This window comes from Falsiphaeobacter marinintestinus (assembly GCF_007923355.1).
GTDB classification, from domain to species: Bacteria; Pseudomonadota; Alphaproteobacteria; order Rhodobacterales; family Rhodobacteraceae; genus Phaeobacter_A; species Phaeobacter_A marinintestinus.
The window spans coordinates 79,048-94,016 of sequence record NZ_VOGO01000009.1; the positions used below are offsets into that span (position 1 = coordinate 79,048).

Consider the following 14,969-nt stretch of genomic DNA (forward strand, 5'->3'; position numbering starts at 1 on the left):
GCGCGGATACTGTGGCCCCGATTCAGAAGGCGGACCTAGCGGATGAAAAACGACCTTACCCTGTCGCAAGGGCGCGACTATCTGGCCATTCCCGGCCCGTCGGTGATTCCGGATGCCGTGTTGCAGGCGATGCACCGGGCTGCGCCCAACATCTATGCCGGCGAACTGGTCGATCTGACCCATAGCGTGATCCCCGACCTGCGCCGGGTGGCGCGGACGCGCCATAACGCGGCGATCTATATCAGCAACGGCCATGGCGCGTGGGAAGCGGCCTTGTCCAACGTCATCGCACCCGGCGACACGGTGCTGGTGCCCGCGACGGGGCGGTTCGGGCATGGCTGGGCGGATATGGCCGAAGGCATTGGTGCAACGGCGCAGATCATCGATTTCGGCAAGTCCGAGCCTTGGGATCTTGATCAGATCGCAGACGCGCTGAAGGCGGACGTCGCGCATCAGATCAAGGCGGTTCTGGCCGTGCATGTGGATACGTCCAGTTCAGTCCTGAATGATATCCCGGCCTTACGCCGGGTGATGGACGAAGTCGGGCATCCTGCGCTTTTGATGGCCGATTGCATCGCCTCGCTGGGCTGTGACCGGTTCGAGATGGACGACTGGGGCGTCGATGTGATGGTCACCGGCTGCCAGAAAGGTCTGATGGTGCCGCCGGGCATGAGCTTTGTGTTCTTCAACGACAAGGCGGCGGCTGTGCGGGACGGGATGCCGCGCGTCAGCCGGTATTGGGACTGGGTGCCGCGCGCCAACCCGGAAGAGTATTATCAGCATTTTGGCGGCACGGCCCCAACGCACCACCTGTATGGGCTGCGCACCGCTTTGGATATGATCCATGCCGAGGGGATGGACCACGTCTGGGCCCGCCATGACCGTTTGGCCCGCGCAATCTGGGCGGCCTGTGACGCCTGGGGGCAGGAGGGGCCTTTGGCGCTGAACGTTGCCGACCCTGCGTTTCGGTCGCGTGCTGTGACGTCGCTGCGCATCGGGTCGCCACACGGGACCGCGCTGCGCGATTGGGTGTCATCGCATCTTGGACTGACGCTGGGCATCGGGCTGGGCATGGCCCCTCCGGGTGATCCGGCGTGGCACGGGTTCTTTCGCCTTGGTCATATGGGGCATGTGAACGGCCAGATGATTCTGGGGATGCTTGGCGGGATCGAAGCCGGGTTGAAAGCGCTGGATATCCCGCATGGCAAAGGCGGGCTTGAAGCTGCCACGTCGGTGATTGCGGGGAAATAGGCGCGCGGGGGCTTAGCGGCGGCGTCGGTCTTCCAATCGGGTGATGGCGTGGTTCAGGATCAGGCCCATCACGATGACCGGCAGCAGGCCCCACATGGCCCAGATCACGAAGAACACCCACGTCAGATTGACGCCCATCATCACAAGGGCTGGCAGGGTGTAATCCGGCGCGGCGGTGATTTGGCGATTGCTCATCGGGGCCTCCTGATCTGTATCTCGGGATCAGAGTAGCACGCTAACCGGCCATGTCAGGTCAAAATGTCGCAGGCGGGCGGAACCGTGCCTATGAGCCAGCCGCGTGCAGGGCTTTGGGCAGGGCGTCGGCAAAAGCGTCCAGATCCTGTGGCCGTCCACAGCTGATCCGGATGCAGCGGTTCTGTGGGGCAACAAACGGCATTCGCACAAAAATGCCTTCTGCGATCAACCCGTCCAGAACGGCCTTGGCAAAGGTGGCGTCGCGTCCGCAATCGATGGTGACAAAGTTCGTCGCCGAGGGCAGGGCGGACAGGCCATTGGCGGCTGCGATGTCTGCAATGCGGGTGCGGGCGTTGGCGATTTCGGTCTGTACGTGGACCAGCCAGTCATTGTCTGCCAGAGCCGCCAGCGCCCCGGCTTGGGCGGTGCGGTTCATGCCAAAATGGTTGCGCACCTTGTTGAAGGCGGTGATCAGGTCTTGGGCGCCCATGCCATAGCCGACGCGGGCCCCGGCCATGCCGTAGATTTTCGAGAACGTCCGCATCCGGATCACGCGCGGATCGTTGATGTCGACCGGGGCTGCGGTGCCCTTGGGGGCGCATTCGATATAAGCCTCGTCCAGCACCAGCAGGCAGCCATCGGGCAACGTATCAAGGGCAGCGATGATATCGGCCCCTGTGTGCCAGCTGCCCATCGGGTTGTCGGGATTGGCGAGGTACACCAGTTTGGCATCGACCTCGGCGGCTTTGGCAAACAGGGAGGCCGGGTCTTCGTGGTCGTCCACATAAGGGACTTTGTGCAGAACGCCGCCAAACCCTGCGACGTGGTAATTGAAGGTCGGATAGGCCCCGTCAGACGTGACCACCGCATCGCCGGGGCCGACGAGCAGCCTTACCAGGTATCCCAGCAGGCAGTCGATGCCTTCGCCCACGATGATGTTGGCGGGGGAGACGCCATGATGCTGTGCCAGAGCCTGGCGCAAATCAAAGCTTTCCGGGTCGCCGTACATCCAGATGTCGGCGGCCGCAGCCTGCATCGCCGCGATGGCACGTGGCGACGGGCCAAAGACGTTTTCGTTTGCCCCCAACCGGGCGGTGAAAGGCGCACCGCGCTGACGTTCCTGCGTTTCGGGGCCGACAAATGGCACGGTGGCGGGCAGGGCGGCGGCAAGCGGGGTGTAGCGTGGTGTTTTCATGCCCCTTGGGTACCCCGTGCGGGGGCCATCGGGCAAGACCCGACCGTGCCCCCACGTCCCGCTGGTCAGAGCGGGTCGGACAGGGCATTCTGTGCGCAAATGCAAGTGGAGGTGCAGATGGCACGCGTATCGGTGGAATACGAAGGGCATATTGCCAGGGTGACGCTGACCCGGGGCGACAAGATGAATGCGCTGGATGAGGCGATGATGACGTCGATCATCGCGGCGGGCGAAGAGGTTGCGGCCTCGGACGCGCGCGTTGCCGTGTTGTCGGGCGAAGGCAAAAGCTTTTGCGCCGGGCTGGACATGGCAAGTTTTGCCGCGATGGGCACCAAGGACCCAAAGGAGTTCCTGATGCCGCGCACGCACGGCGAATCCAACTTTTTCCAGCAGGTGGCGATGGTGTGGCGGTCGGTTCCGATCCCGGTGATCGCGGCGCTGCATGGGGCCGTCTATGGTGGTGGGCTGCAACTGGCGCTGGGCGCTGACATCCGCATCGCGTCTCCGGATACGAAACTGTCGCTGATGGAAATGAAGTGGGGGCTGGTGCCGGACATGGGCGGGATGCCTTTGCTGACGCATCTGATCCGCTCGGACGTGTTGCGCCAGATGACCTATACCGCCCGACCCGTGCTGGCGCATCAGGCCGAGTCCTGGGGGCTGGTCACGTCGCTGTCGCCCGATCCGCTGGCGGCTGCATTGGATCTGGCCGAAGAAATCGCGGGCAAGAGCCCCAGTGCCATTCGCGGGGCCAAGCGCCTGATCGACGTCGCGGAAAGCGCGTCGCGCGCCGATGTGCTCCTGGCGGAGTCCGCTGAGCAGGCCAAGCTGATCGGCACGCCCGAGCAGATGGAGCAGGTGATGGCCAACATGCAGGGGCGTAAACCCAACTTCGGGTGAGACTGCTGCGGCTTGTCGCGTGACGTTAAGGTCGCTGGCGCAAGCCGAACTGAACAACAAAGCGCCCGCCGGTGGTCACCGGCGGGCGCGGTCGTTTTTCAATTGAGCCGGATCACCCCAGTTCGGCAAGACGCGCCAGAGCGTCCTTCAATGTCGTCTCTTCTTCTTCCCGGGCCACAAGATTGGCGCGGGTTTCTTCGACGACTTCGGCAGGGGCGGACTCAACGAATTTCGGGTTCTTCAGGCGCCCGCGCAATCCGCCCAGTTCCTTGGCCAGCTTGCCCAGGTTTTTCTCAAGCCGCGCTTTTTCTTCGTCGATGTCAATGACACCCGCCAGCGGCAGACCAAAGTTCGCGCCTTCGGCCGAGATCGTGATGGTGCCCTTGGGCATCTCGGTCACATCGCTCAGATCTTCGATCCGGGCCAGCCGCTTGATCAGCGTTTCATTGCGTGCCCAAGCCGCGCGCCCGCGATCATCAAGCTGGGTCGTGACCATCGGGATATAGAGCCCGACCGGTACATGCATCTGCGCGCGGGCCGAGCGAATGGATTCGATCAGACCGATGACCCAGTTCATCTCGTGATCCGACGCGGCATCAACCAGATCGGTGCCATAGGTCGGCCAATCGGTGTGGATCAGCATCTTGGGCCGGTCACCGCTGAGCCCCCACAGTTCTTCCGTGATGAAGGGCATGATCGGGTGCAGCAAGATCATGCACTGATCCAGCACCCATTTCATGGTTTGCCTGGTCTCAAGCGCGGCTGCGGCGTCGTCGCCCTGCATCAGCGGCTTGGAGAATTCGACATACCAGTCGCAGACTTTTCCCCAGACAAAGGCGTAAAGCGCACTTGCTGCGTCATTGAAGCGGAAGTTATCCAGAGCCTCGTCAACCTCGACCCGAACCTTGGCGACCTCGCCAATGATCCATTTGTTGAGCGTCTGGTCAGGCTGCGGGATGCCATCGACGGCAGGTGTCGTGAACACCTCGTTCATCTCGGCATACCGCATGGCGTTCCACAGCTTGGTGCCGAAATTCCGATAGCCAGCAATGCGTTGCATGTCGAGCTTCAACACACCGCCCAGTGCGGCCATGGCCGCCGAGCTGAACCGCAGCGCATCGGCGCCGTATTCGTCGATGATCTCCAGCGGGTCGATGACGTTGCCGGTGGATTTGCTCATCTTCTTGCCCTTGGCGTCGCGGACAAGGCCATGCAGGTACACGGTGTCGAACGGGATCTGATCGACCACGGCGAGCTGCATCATCATCATCCGCGCAACCCAGAAGAACAGGATGTCCTGACCGGTGACCAGCGTCGAGGTCGGGAAGTATTTCTCCATTTCCGGGGTCTTATCGGGCCATCCCAATGTGCCAATCGGCCAGAGACCAGAGGAGAACCAGGTATCAAGCACGTCGGGGTCGCGCCACACCGGGTAGACCAGCTTGGTCGGATCCTGCGTCACTTCGTATTCCGCCAGGCTGACCGCCAAAGCATGAATGGCCGCGGCCCGGTCTTCGACTTCGATCACGGTCGCATGGTTCAGCGGCGATGGTAGCCCGGCTTCGACGTCGGCAAATTGGGCCTTCACGGCATCGAAGTCCGCCGCGCAATGGTGACGATCGTCGCCGGGCATCAGGTGCTGTTGCTGCAAAAGGCGCCCCATTTCAACAAGATCGAGCGCGTTGTTGTTTTCGTCATCGACGTAGTCGTCGCCGGTCAGGTTCAGACCGTACCAGACCGGAATCTGATGCCCCCACCACAACTGGCGGGAAATACACCATGGCTCGATGTTTTCCAGCCAGTGATAATAGGTTTTCTCGCCGCTTTCCGGCAGAATCCTGACGGTGCCATCGCGCACGTTATCAAGCGCCGGGCCAACCACTTTTTCGGCGTCCACGAACCACTGATCGGTCAGCATAGGTTCGATCACGACTTTGGAGCGGTCGCCAAAAGGCTGCATGATCGGCTTGTTTTCCACAAAGGCTATGGTCTCGCCTTGATCATCCTCAACCATCACGGCGAGTCCCTCACCGGTGATCTGATCGACCACCCGCGTACGGGCTTCGAACCGGTCCAGCCCGCGCAGATCGTCAGGGATCAGGTTCAGCGTATCGACTTCGGCTTCGGTGAAGTCGGCGCCATTGGCGATCTCCTGCGCCCGGGTCGCGCAGGTGGCATAATCGGCCCCATCAGCGCGCATCTGGCCCTTGGTGTCCATCAGGCGATACATCGGTATGCCACCGCGCTTGGCGACCTGATAGTCGTTGAAGTCATGCGCGCCGGTGATTTTCACGGCACCTGACCCGAAATCGGGATCGGGGTAGTCATCGGTGATGATCGGGATCAGACGGCGATGTTCCTTCGGCCCAACCGGAATCTCGCAGAGCTTTCCAACGATTGAGGAATAGCGTTCATCTGACGGATGAACCGCTACTGCGCCATCGCCCAGCATGGTCTCGGGGCGGGTGGTCGCGATGGAAATATAGTCGCGCGTCTCTTCCAGCGTGACAGTCCCGTCTTCGTCTTTCTCGACATAGGTATAGGTCGCGCCGTTCGCCAACGGGTACTTGAAGTGCCACATATGACCCGCGACTTCGACATTCTCGACCTCAAGGTCGGAAATTGCAGTTTCGAAATGCGGGTCCCAGTTCACCAGCCGCTTGCCACGATAGATCAGACCCTTGTCGTACATGTCGACAAAGACCTTGATCACGGCGGCATGAAAGTCGGGGCTGTTTTCGTGTCCTGTGCGCGGGTCGCCCGGTGCGCCGGCCATCGTGAACGCATTGCGCGACCAGTCACAGGTGGCACCAAGGCGCTTGAGCTGGTCAATGATGGTGCCGCCGGACTGGCCTTTCCATTCCCAGACCTTTTCAAGGAATTTCTCGCGGCCCAGCTCTGTGCGGGACGGCTGCTGGTCTTCCGCCAGTTTGCGCTCAACCACCATCTGGGTGGCAATGCCCGCGTGGTCCTGACCCGGTTGCCAGAGCGTGTCAAAGCCTTGCATCCGTTTCCATCGGATCAGGATGTCCTGCAATGTGTTATTGAACGCGTGGCCGATGTGCAGAACGCCGGTCACATTGGGCGGCGGGATCATGATGCAATACGCCGAGGCGCCAGGCTTGGCATTCGCGCCAGCCTTGAAACACCCGGCCTCTTCCCAAGCCTGGTACAAACGATTCTCGGCCTCGGCCGCGTTGAAAGTCTTTTCCATAGCCATCGGTCAGGTCCTTTTCCGGTCGCGCGTTTCTCTATCGAAAGGCGGGGGCAAGGGGAAGCGTGGGGAGGGAGAAACTTTTCTTGCGTTGCGCGTTTGGCAGACCGCAGCGATTGGGTATTTGAAAACAAGAAAGAAGCGGCAAGGTTTTCTTAACTATCATGGGCGACATTGTTTGAGCGGTACAGGCTGGGGAGCCGATGACCGCACAAGGAAGAAGCTGCCCTGTCTCGCGCATGAGTGTCCCTTGTGGATGGACGGCCCGAGATCAGGGCGCTTCGCTTTTGCTTCTTTCTTGTTTTGAAATACCCAAAACGCGCCGGAGGCGCCAAATCAAAGAAATGCGCGCCTTAGCGCGCGCGATTTGGCAAGACGCTTAGCTCAACGCAAATCGCTCATGAAAATAAGCTTCGACCCGGTCATAGGCCGGTTGGCGAAAGTCGATGGTCAACAGCGAATGATCCGATCCATCGATTTCAAGCGTTTCAAGGTGCTCGCCAAAGGCCCGTTTCAGGGCAGAGAAAAGCGCATCCGGGACCAGTTTGTCATCTGTAAAACGCATCGCGAGCGCCGGGCCCTTATCGGCCATGCCAGCGCGGGCTTGCGCGATGTCCTGTTCGCTCATCTGCAGGTCACCTTTTGAGCGGACCGGCAAGGCGGGTTGGCTGGCAACACTGCCCAGCACGGCTTCGTCTGCCATCAGTGTCAGGGCGAAATGGCCGGTCAGGCACATGCCGATCACACCGACACCTTTGGCATTTTCCTGATCGCGAACGTGGCGGGCCAGCGCGCGCAGCCAGTCGGCAAACGGGCTTTGCCGGTTGCGCAGGAACATGTTGATCTCGCGCCGCACGCACAGCATGCGCAGCGTGTTGCGGACCATGGTTTTGCGTCCGAACGGGCCGAGGAAATGCACAAGGTAGACCCGGAAACCTGACGCGCACAGGCGGTTGACTAACGCCAGGGTTTCTTCTCCGATGCCGGGCAGTTCCTGCACCAGGATAATCGGGGGGCCATCGCCCTTGACGTGAATGTCATGGGTTGCGGATTGCCCGGTGCTGAGCGGGGCAGTGAAAGGGAAAACGCGATCGGCAGACCAGTCAGGCATGGGGCCAGTATAGACATTGTGCCGGTCAGGAACAGGATTCGATCTGTTGGCCGGCCCCGTCCCCCATGGGTCACTGGACATTACTTTCGCTCAGTCTAATGTCGCACCCGAAGCAGAGGGATCATGCCATGGACAAGTTCGGAAAAAGCCAACCCGTCAAGCGGTTCGAAGATGTTCGGTTGCTGACCGGGCATGGCCGGTTTGTCGATGACATTGTGCCGGGCAATGCGCTGTACGCGGTGTTCTTTCGCAGCCCTGTGGCGCATGGCCGGATCACCTCGCTGGATCTGGAGGAGGCCCGACAGGCGGAGGGCGTTCGCGCGGTTCTGACACTTGAGGATCTGGAGGCCGCTGGCATCACACCGGGGATCAACGGCGCGCCGGTGAAAAACCGGGACGGGTCGATGGGCGCGCAGCCCGAGCGCCCGATGCTGGCGCGGGGCAAGGTGCGCTTTGTGGGCGAACCGGTTGCGATGATCGTGGCCGACACGCTGGATCAGGCGCGGGACGCGGCCGAGATGATCTTTATGGACACCGACGATCTGCCTGCCAAGCTGGACATCGCACCCGGCGGTCCGACCCTGCACGACGAAGCCCCGGACAATCTGGCTTTTGACTGGGGGTTGGGCGACGAAGATGCGACCGAAGCGGCCTTTGCCGAGGCCGCCAAAACCGTCAGCCTGGATATTGGCGACAACCGGATCATCGTGAACTCGATGGAGCCGCGCGGCTGTTATGCCGAGTGGGACAACGGGCGTCTGCATCTGGCGTTTGGCGGGCAGGGCGTCTGGCCGATGAAGGCGCAACTGGCCGAGAAATTCGGCTTGGATCCGGACCAGGTGCGGGTCACTAACCCGGATGTTGGCGGTGGGTTCGGTATGAAGTCGATGGCTTACCCCGAATACTTCGCCGTCTCGCAAGCGGCGCGCGCGCTGGGCCGTCCGGTGCGCTGGATGTCGGATCGCACCGAAGCGATGCTGACCGACAATGGCGGGCGCGATCTGACGTCTTTGGCCGAGTTGGCGTTTGATGCGGACAATAAGATGACCGCCTATCGGGTGCGCACCCGTTGTAACCTGGGGGCCTATAATTCGCAGTTCGGGCAGCCGATCCAGACGATGCTGTTCAGCCGCGTGTTGATGGGCGTTTATGATGTGCAGACCACCTGGCTGCACGTCGAGGGCATTTACACCAACACCACCCAGGTCGACGCCTATCGCGGTGCCGGTCGGCCCGAGGCGATTTATGTGCTGGAACGTCTGATGGACCGCGCCGCGCGCGAGTTGGGTGTTGATCCGCTGGAGTTACGGCGGCTTAATTTCATCAAGCCACATCAGTTTCCCTACAAGTCCGCGACGGGTGAAACCTATGATGTGGGGGATTTCGACAAAGTTCTGAGCCGGGTTCAGGTCGAGGCCGATATGGCCGGGTATCAGGCCCGCAAGGCGGCGGATGCTGACAGGGGCCTGCTGCGCGGGCAGGGATTGTGTTACTACATTGAAAGCATTCTGGGGGATCCGTCTGAAAGCGCCAAGGTTGAGTTTAACGACGATGGCAGCGTGAACCTGTATGTCGGAACGCAATCGAACGGGCAGGGGCATGAAACCGTTTATGCTCAGTTCCTGTCGGATCAGACCGGCATTCCGGCAGATTGCATTCATGTCATCCAGGGCGACAGCGATCTGATCAAGCAGGGCGGCGGCACGGGGGGATCGCGGTCGGTGACGACGCAAAGCACAGCCACGCTTGCGACGGTCGACAAGGTGGTCGAGGCGTTCACGCCCTATCTGGCCGACAAGATGGGCGTCGCGCCCGAGGATGTGACGTTTGACGATGAAACCTTCCGCGCGCCGGGATCGAATCTGACGCCGACGATGATCGAAGCCGCTGAGATGGCGCGCGCCGACGGTCGCAGTGATCTGCTGGTACACGAGGCGCGCACGACCCTTCCGGGCCGCAGTTTTCCCAACGGCGCGCATGTGGCCGAGATTGTCATCGACCCGGAAACCGGTGTCGTGAAGCTTGACCGCTATACCGTGGTTGACGATTTCGGCAACCTGATCAGCCCGGTGCTGGCCGAAGGGCAGGTGCATGGGGGCATTGCACAAGGGGCGGGGCAGGCCTTGGTCGAGCATGTCGTTCATGACGACGAAGGTCAGCTTTTGACCGCGACGTTCATGGATTACGCCATGCCGCGCGCCGATGACATGCCGATGTTCTCGTTCACATCTGAACCGGTGCCCTCAACCGCGAACCTGATGGGCATGAAGGGCTGCGGCGAGGCCGGAACGGTGGGTTCGATGGCGGCTGTCGCCAATGCGGTGCAGGATGCGCTGTGGGATCAGGGTGTGCGTCAGGCCGATATGCCATTTACACCGTTGCGTGTCTGGGAAATGTTAAGGGATGTCCCTGTCGCGGCTGAGTAAACGGATCTTAGAATGGTTCGGACGTTCCTGGACGTCGAGCCATTCTGCCGAAGCGCCGCACCGCGGCCCACGGACTCATGTCATCATTCTGGACGGTACCATGTCGTCGCTGGAGCCGGGGTTTGAGACCCATGCAGGCGTAACCTATCGGTTGTGCTGCGAAATGGGCGCGCAGGTGTCGGTCTATTACGAGGCTGGTGTGCAGTGGGACAACTGGCGCACGACCCCCGATGTTCTGATGGGGCGTGGCATCAACCGGCAGATCCGCCGTGCTTATGGGTACCTCGCGTCGCGGTATCGTCCGGGGGACCGGATCTTTCTGATGGGGTATTCGCGGGGGGCCTTTGCGGTCCGGTCGTTGGCGGGTGTGATTGACATGGTCGGGCTTTTGCGGGCCGAGTGCGCCACGGTGCGTAACATCCGCACCGCGTATCGCCATTATCAGGCCGAACCGACCAGCCCGCTGGCCCGAGCCTTTGCGAAACGGACGTGCCACGCAGAGGTTCCTATCGACATGGTCGGCGTCTGGGACACGGTGAAGGCACTGGGATTGCGGCTGCCGTATCTTTGGAAGATCAGTGAGCCGCAGCATTCGTTTCATACGCATAAGTTGGGTGACAGCGTCAGAAACGGCTTTCACGCGCTGGCGCTTGATGAACGGCGTCAGGTCTATGCCCCGGTGATGTGGGATTGCCCGCCGGGGTGGGAGGGGCGTGTCGAACAGGTCTGGTTTCGCGGGACCCACGGCGACATTGGCGGCCAGTTGAGCGGGTTTGAAGCCGCGCGACCGCTGGCCAACATTCCGCTGGTCTGGATGCTGGATCATGCCGAGATCTGCGGGCTGCCATTGCCCGATAACTGGCGGTTGCGGTTTTTCACGGACCCAGCCGCGCCTTCGGTCAGCACCTGGCGGGGCTGGGGCAAGATATTCTGGCTGCGTCGGGCACGGATGGTGGGGGCGGACCGGTCAGAGCGGTTGCATCCCAGTGTTCGGGTCGAAGACTATCCGCATGTTTTCAAAGGGCAGGGTGGGCTGATGCAGTTGGAGGAATTGCCCGAACTTTAGGTGCCCGGCATCTGCATCACGATGCAGGTGGTCGTCCCGGTGGCATACAGCTTGCCATCTGCGACGCCGCGGATTTCACCATGGGCCACGCCGGTGGATCGACCGACATGATCAATCTCGCCTATGCTATCGATGTCCATGCCCAGCGGAATGCTGCGCAGGATGTTAATCTTGTATTCCAGTGTCGTGTAAATCGACCCTTTCGGCACGCGGGTCATGATGGCGCAGGCCATGGCGCTGTCCAGAAGCGTGCCGTACCACCCGCCATGCACGGTGCCCATCGGGTTGGTCACATCGAACGCCGGCGCGCCGCGAAACACCACGCGGCCCTCATCCACGCTGTGCAGGCGGTAGCCTGTGGTGCGGGCAATGGGGGGTGCGGGCAGGCGGCCGTCAAGGATGCCTTGCATGAATTCCAGCCCGGACAATTCCAGAATCTGGTCGGTTTTCAGCAGTTCGTTGTGATCGGTTGCATAGAACATGGTGCGGGTTCCCCCCCTGATTTCACATCAGGCTAGGAACCCGTCCGCGTGTGAGCAAGCCTTACGCCACGTTTTCCAGTTCAACCCGGGGTGTCACGCCAAGTGCGTGGCAGACGTCGCGGGTCAGTTCGGGCCGGTTCAGCGTATAGAAATGCAGCTTGTCGACGCCACCGTCGATCAGATCGCTGCACAGTTCAGTGCAGATCGCGGTGGCCAGCAGATCTTCGCGACCGTCGCGGATGGCCTTGTCGAAGGCGTCTTCGATCCACTTCGGGATCGTGGTGCCACAACGCCGTGCAAAGTTGCGGGCACCTTTCCAGTTTTCAATCGGTAGAATGCCGGGTGTGATCTTGGAGCCGTCAATTCCGGCCTTTTCACAGGCATCGCGGAACCGGAAGAAGGTTTCGGCCTCGAAGAAGAACTGGGTCAGCGCTTCGTCGGCCCCGGCATCCAGCTTGCGCTTGAGCCAGTCGATATCGGCCTGAGCGGTTTTGGCTTCGGGATGAATGTCGGGATAGGCGCCGACCCGGATGGTGAAATCGCCGGCCGTGGACAGGGCTTCGATCAGTTCGACCGAGTTGGCAAACCCGTCGGGGTGCTGGGTGAACTGGCCTGCGCCTTTTGGCGGGTCGCCGCGCAGGGCGACAATTTCGTTCACGCCGGCCTCGGCAAAGCTTTTGGCAATCGACAGGGTTTCATCGCGGGTTGCATCGACGCAGGTCAGGTGCGCGGCCACGTTCAGGCCAGAGGATTTGTGCAGCGTTGCCACCGCGTCGCGCGTCAGATCGCGGGTGGTTCCACCGGCACCATAGGTGACCGAGACAAAACGCGGGTCGAGCGGGGCCAGCGACTGCACGGTGTCCCACAGTCGAAACGACGCCTCCAACGACTGGGGCGGAAAGAATTCGAACGAAACAATTGGGGCGGTCATCGGCTGGCATCCTCGTGATTTCGTCCCTTGTTGCACGTTCGCGAATGTGAAACAAACTCATTATCCTCAAGAACAACATGAGTGGAGCTGTGGTTTGCATATCGAATTCCGACATCTTCGGACGATCAAGGCCATTCACGATTGCGGCGGACTGGCCCGTGCGGCGGACCAGTTGAACATCACGCAAAGCGCTTTGAGTCATCAAATCAAGGGGTTGGAAGATCAGACCGGGGTCGAGCTGTTTGTGCGTCGCTCAAAACCGATGAAGCTGTCGGCGGCGGGGATGCGGTTGCTGAGATTGGCCGAACAGGTGCTGCCCCAACTTGAGGCGGCGCAGGCCGAGTTTTCGTCATTGCGCGAGGGACGGACGGGGCGATTGCACATCGCGATAGAATGCCACGCCTGTTTTGAGTGGTTGTTTCCGGTGCTGGAAGCGTTCCGGAAAAACTGGCCCGATGTGGATGTCGACATCAAACCGGGTCTGGCCTTTGACGCGCTGCCTGCGCTGCAAAAGGAAGAGGTGGATCTGGTTGTGTCATCGGACCCCGAAGACATGCCCGGGATTACCTTCGTTGAGTTGTTTGACTATGCGCCGGTCTTTGTGGCCTCGGCGCAGCATCCGCTGGCGGCAAAACCGTTTATCGAGGCCAAGGATTTTCGGGGCCAGACGTTGATCACCTATCCGGTTGAGCGGTCCCGGCTGGATGTGTTCAGCCAGTTGCTGATCCCGGCCAAAGTGGAACCCGCTGCAATCCGGCAGGTTGAGCTTACAGCGGTGATTCTGCTGTTGGTCGCATCGAACCGGGGGGTTTCGGTATTGCCCGACTGGGTGGTGCGCGAGGTCAAATACAGCTCGGATTATGTGACGCGTCCTTTGACCGAGCACGGGATCACCCGGCGGCTGTATGCGGCGGTGCGGGACGGTGATCTGGAAAAGCCGTTCATGCAGGAACTGATCCAGCTGGCCGGGAAAGAGGCGCAGAAACTGCAGGCGCAATAACCTGCGGCTTGTGTCGGAGTTTTGAGTATTTTCAAAGAGAAGAAGGGGCAGGGTGCGCCCCTTCCTCGCGGTGTGCCCTCAGATTACCTTGACGATCTGCTTGCCGGTATTGCCACCTGTGAGCATCGACATGAAGGCAGCTGGCGCGTTTTCCAAGCCTTCGGCGATGTCTTCGAGATAGGCAATGTCACCGCTGGCCAGCTTGGGCGCGACCTGGTTCAGGAAGGCCGGGTATTGGTCAAAATGGTTCGAGATGATGAACCCGTTGACCGACAGGAATTTCACCAGAATGGTCCGCCAGATCGCAGGGGCGGTCAGGCCTTCGCCGCTGGCACCGGCACCCAGACCTCCGGCGTTGTACCAGCTGATCATGCCGCAGATCGGGATACGTCCGAAATTGTTCATCAGCGGCATGACGGCTTCGAGAACTTTGCCGCCGACATTTTCGAAATAGATGTCGATGCCATCGGGGCAAGCTGTTGACAGATCCTGACGCAGGGCTTTGGCGGTGTCATAGGCGCGGTGGTCAAGGCAGGCGTCAAAGCCGAATTTTTCGACCGCGAGTTTGCATTTGTCGGGACCACCCGCGATGCCGACGACGCGCAGACCGGCTTGTTTTGCGACCTGTCCCACCATTGAGCCAACCGGGCCGGTTGCGGCGGCGACCACGAGGGTTTCGCCGGCTTTGGGTTTGCCAAGCGCGGTCAGCCCGTACCAGCCGGTGAAGCCGGGCATGCCGAGCACGCCCAGGGCGGTTGTGATCGGGGCCTGCGCCGGGTCGAGTTTGCGCATCATGTTTGCCGGTTGCACGGCGTGTGTGGCCCAGCCGAACATGCCAAAGGCGAAATCACCGGGTTTGAAATGCGGGCTGTTTGACGCGATGACCTGGCCTACGGCGCCGCCTTCCATGGTGCCGCCGACCGGGACCGGGGCGGCGTAAGACGCGCCATCATCCATGCGGCCGCGCATGTAGGGGTCGAGCGACATGTAGTGCACGCGCACCAGCACTTCGTCGTCACCGGGGGGTGGCATCTCGGCAGCTTCATAGCTGAAATTCTCGGGTCCGGGGGCTCCGGTCGGGCGGCTGGCCAGGGCCACCCGGTACATCTGTTCAGTCATCTGGCGTCTCCTCGATCGCGGTTCGGGGCAACGGTGCCGGGGGGTGTCGGTGTTGGCAAGAGCCGATGCACATGACGTC

General features: G+C 61.2%; 12 protein-coding genes. 5 read left to right on the forward strand and 7 right to left on the reverse strand.

Annotated elements, in window-relative coordinates; translation table 11 throughout:
• The first annotated feature begins 42 nt into the window (after nt 1-42).
• Nucleotides 43-1,251 (forward strand): pyridoxal-phosphate-dependent aminotransferase family protein, encoded by a 1,209-nt coding sequence (locus FOY56_RS17860; RefSeq protein WP_146347265.1) that lies wholly within the window; start codon nt 43-45, stop codon nt 1,249-1,251.
• Nucleotides 1,252-1,263: 12 nt separating this feature from the next.
• On the opposite strand, the gene FOY56_RS17865 is transcribed toward FOY56_RS17860, so the two are convergent.
• Together FOY56_RS17865 and FOY56_RS17870 are read right to left on the reverse strand one after the other, a co-directional pair.
• Nucleotides 1,264-1,446 (reverse strand): hypothetical protein, encoded by a 183-nt coding sequence (locus FOY56_RS17865; protein WP_146347267.1) that lies wholly within the window; start codon nt 1,444-1,446, stop codon nt 1,264-1,266.
• Nucleotides 1,447-1,534: 88 nt separating this feature from the next.
• Nucleotides 1,535-2,641: a pyridoxal phosphate-dependent aminotransferase gene (locus tag FOY56_RS17870; RefSeq protein WP_146347269.1), complete on the reverse strand. Its 1,107-nt coding sequence runs from the start codon at nt 2,639-2,641 to the stop codon at nt 1,535-1,537.
• A 117-nt stretch (nt 2,642-2,758) separates the two neighbouring features.
• On the opposite strand from FOY56_RS17870, the gene FOY56_RS17875 reads away from it, so the two are divergent.
• Nucleotides 2,759-3,541, forward strand: coding sequence for a crotonase/enoyl-CoA hydratase family protein (locus tag FOY56_RS17875; RefSeq protein WP_186766383.1), 783 nt, complete (start codon nt 2,759-2,761; stop codon nt 3,539-3,541).
• A 112-nt stretch (nt 3,542-3,653) separates the two neighbouring features.
• Here FOY56_RS17875 and FOY56_RS17880 read toward each other — a convergent pair whose 3' ends face one another.
• Both FOY56_RS17880 and FOY56_RS17885 read right to left on the reverse strand, forming a co-directional pair.
• The gene (locus FOY56_RS17880; protein ID WP_146347271.1) at nt 3,654-6,761 is read right to left on the reverse strand and encodes a valine--tRNA ligase; all 3,108 of its coding nucleotides are present in this window, start codon (nt 6,759-6,761) and stop codon (nt 3,654-3,656) included.
• 373 nt (nt 6,762-7,134) lie between these two features.
• Nucleotides 7,135-7,866, reverse strand: coding sequence for a dienelactone hydrolase family protein (locus FOY56_RS17885; protein WP_186766384.1), 732 nt, complete (start codon nt 7,864-7,866; stop codon nt 7,135-7,137).
• Between the two features lie 128 nt (nt 7,867-7,994).
• Between FOY56_RS17885 and FOY56_RS17890 the strand changes: the two genes are divergently transcribed.
• Both FOY56_RS17890 and FOY56_RS17895 read left to right on the forward strand, forming a co-directional pair.
• Nucleotides 7,995-10,292 (forward strand): xanthine dehydrogenase family protein molybdopterin-binding subunit, encoded by a 2,298-nt coding sequence (locus tag FOY56_RS17890; RefSeq protein ID WP_146347274.1) that lies wholly within the window; start codon nt 7,995-7,997, stop codon nt 10,290-10,292.
• The gene (locus tag FOY56_RS17895; protein ID WP_146347276.1) at nt 10,270-11,358 is read left to right on the forward strand and encodes a T6SS phospholipase effector Tle1-like catalytic domain-containing protein; all 1,089 of its coding nucleotides are present in this window, start codon (nt 10,270-10,272) and stop codon (nt 11,356-11,358) included. Before FOY56_RS17890 ends, FOY56_RS17895 begins: the two co-directional genes overlap by 23 nt.
• Here the strand turns inward: FOY56_RS17895 and FOY56_RS17900 are convergent.
• Both FOY56_RS17900 and metF read right to left on the reverse strand, forming a co-directional pair.
• A complete protein-coding gene (locus FOY56_RS17900; protein ID WP_146347278.1) occupies nt 11,355-11,840 on the reverse strand; it encodes a PaaI family thioesterase in 486 nt (161 codons plus the stop codon). The genes FOY56_RS17895 and FOY56_RS17900 overlap by 4 nt on opposite strands.
• A 61-nt stretch (nt 11,841-11,901) precedes the next feature.
• Nucleotides 11,902-12,771 (reverse strand): methylenetetrahydrofolate reductase [NAD(P)H], encoded by an 870-nt coding sequence (gene metF, locus FOY56_RS17905; protein ID WP_146347279.1) that lies wholly within the window; start codon nt 12,769-12,771, stop codon nt 11,902-11,904.
• Nucleotides 12,772-12,865: 94 nt separating this feature from the next.
• Between metF and FOY56_RS17910 the strand changes: the two genes are divergently transcribed.
• On the forward strand, nt 12,866-13,771 hold the full coding sequence (locus FOY56_RS17910; RefSeq protein WP_146347280.1) for a LysR family transcriptional regulator: 906 nt from the start codon (nt 12,866-12,868) through the stop codon (nt 13,769-13,771).
• 78 nt (nt 13,772-13,849) lie between these two features.
• On the opposite strand, the gene curA is transcribed toward FOY56_RS17910, so the two are convergent.
• The gene (gene curA / locus FOY56_RS17915; protein ID WP_146347282.1) at nt 13,850-14,890 is read right to left on the reverse strand and encodes an NADPH-dependent curcumin/dihydrocurcumin reductase; all 1,041 of its coding nucleotides are present in this window, start codon (nt 14,888-14,890) and stop codon (nt 13,850-13,852) included.
• Between the last annotated feature and the right edge of the window lie 79 nt (nt 14,891-14,969).

Coding starts and splice junctions, on each gene's coding strand:
- FOY56_RS17860 (WP_146347265.1), top strand. CDS start 43: ATGAAAAACGACCTTACCCTGTCGCAAGGGCGCGACTATCTGGCCATT.
- FOY56_RS17865 (WP_146347267.1), bottom strand. CDS start 1,446: ATGAGCAATCGCCAAATCACCGCCGCGCCGGATTACACCCTGCCAGCC.
- FOY56_RS17900 (WP_146347278.1), bottom strand. CDS start 11,840: ATGTTCTATGCAACCGATCACAACGAACTGCTGAAAACCGACCAGATT.
- FOY56_RS17875 (WP_186766383.1), top strand. CDS start 2,759: ATGGCACGCGTATCGGTGGAATACGAAGGGCATATTGCCAGGGTGACG.
- FOY56_RS17880 (WP_146347271.1), bottom strand. CDS start 6,761: ATGGCTATGGAAAAGACTTTCAACGCGGCCGAGGCCGAGAATCGTTTG.
- FOY56_RS17895 (WP_146347276.1), top strand. CDS start 10,270: ATGTCCCTGTCGCGGCTGAGTAAACGGATCTTAGAATGGTTCGGACGT.
- FOY56_RS17885 (WP_186766384.1), bottom strand. CDS start 7,866: ATGCCTGACTGGTCTGCCGATCGCGTTTTCCCTTTCACTGCCCCGCTC.
- metF (WP_146347279.1), bottom strand. CDS start 12,771: ATGACCGCCCCAATTGTTTCGTTCGAATTCTTTCCGCCCCAGTCGTTG.
- curA (WP_146347282.1), bottom strand. CDS start 14,890: ATGACTGAACAGATGTACCGGGTGGCCCTGGCCAGCCGCCCGACCGGA.
- FOY56_RS17890 (WP_146347274.1), top strand. CDS start 7,995: ATGGACAAGTTCGGAAAAAGCCAACCCGTCAAGCGGTTCGAAGATGTT.
- FOY56_RS17870 (WP_146347269.1), bottom strand. CDS start 2,641: ATGAAAACACCACGCTACACCCCGCTTGCCGCCGCCCTGCCCGCCACC.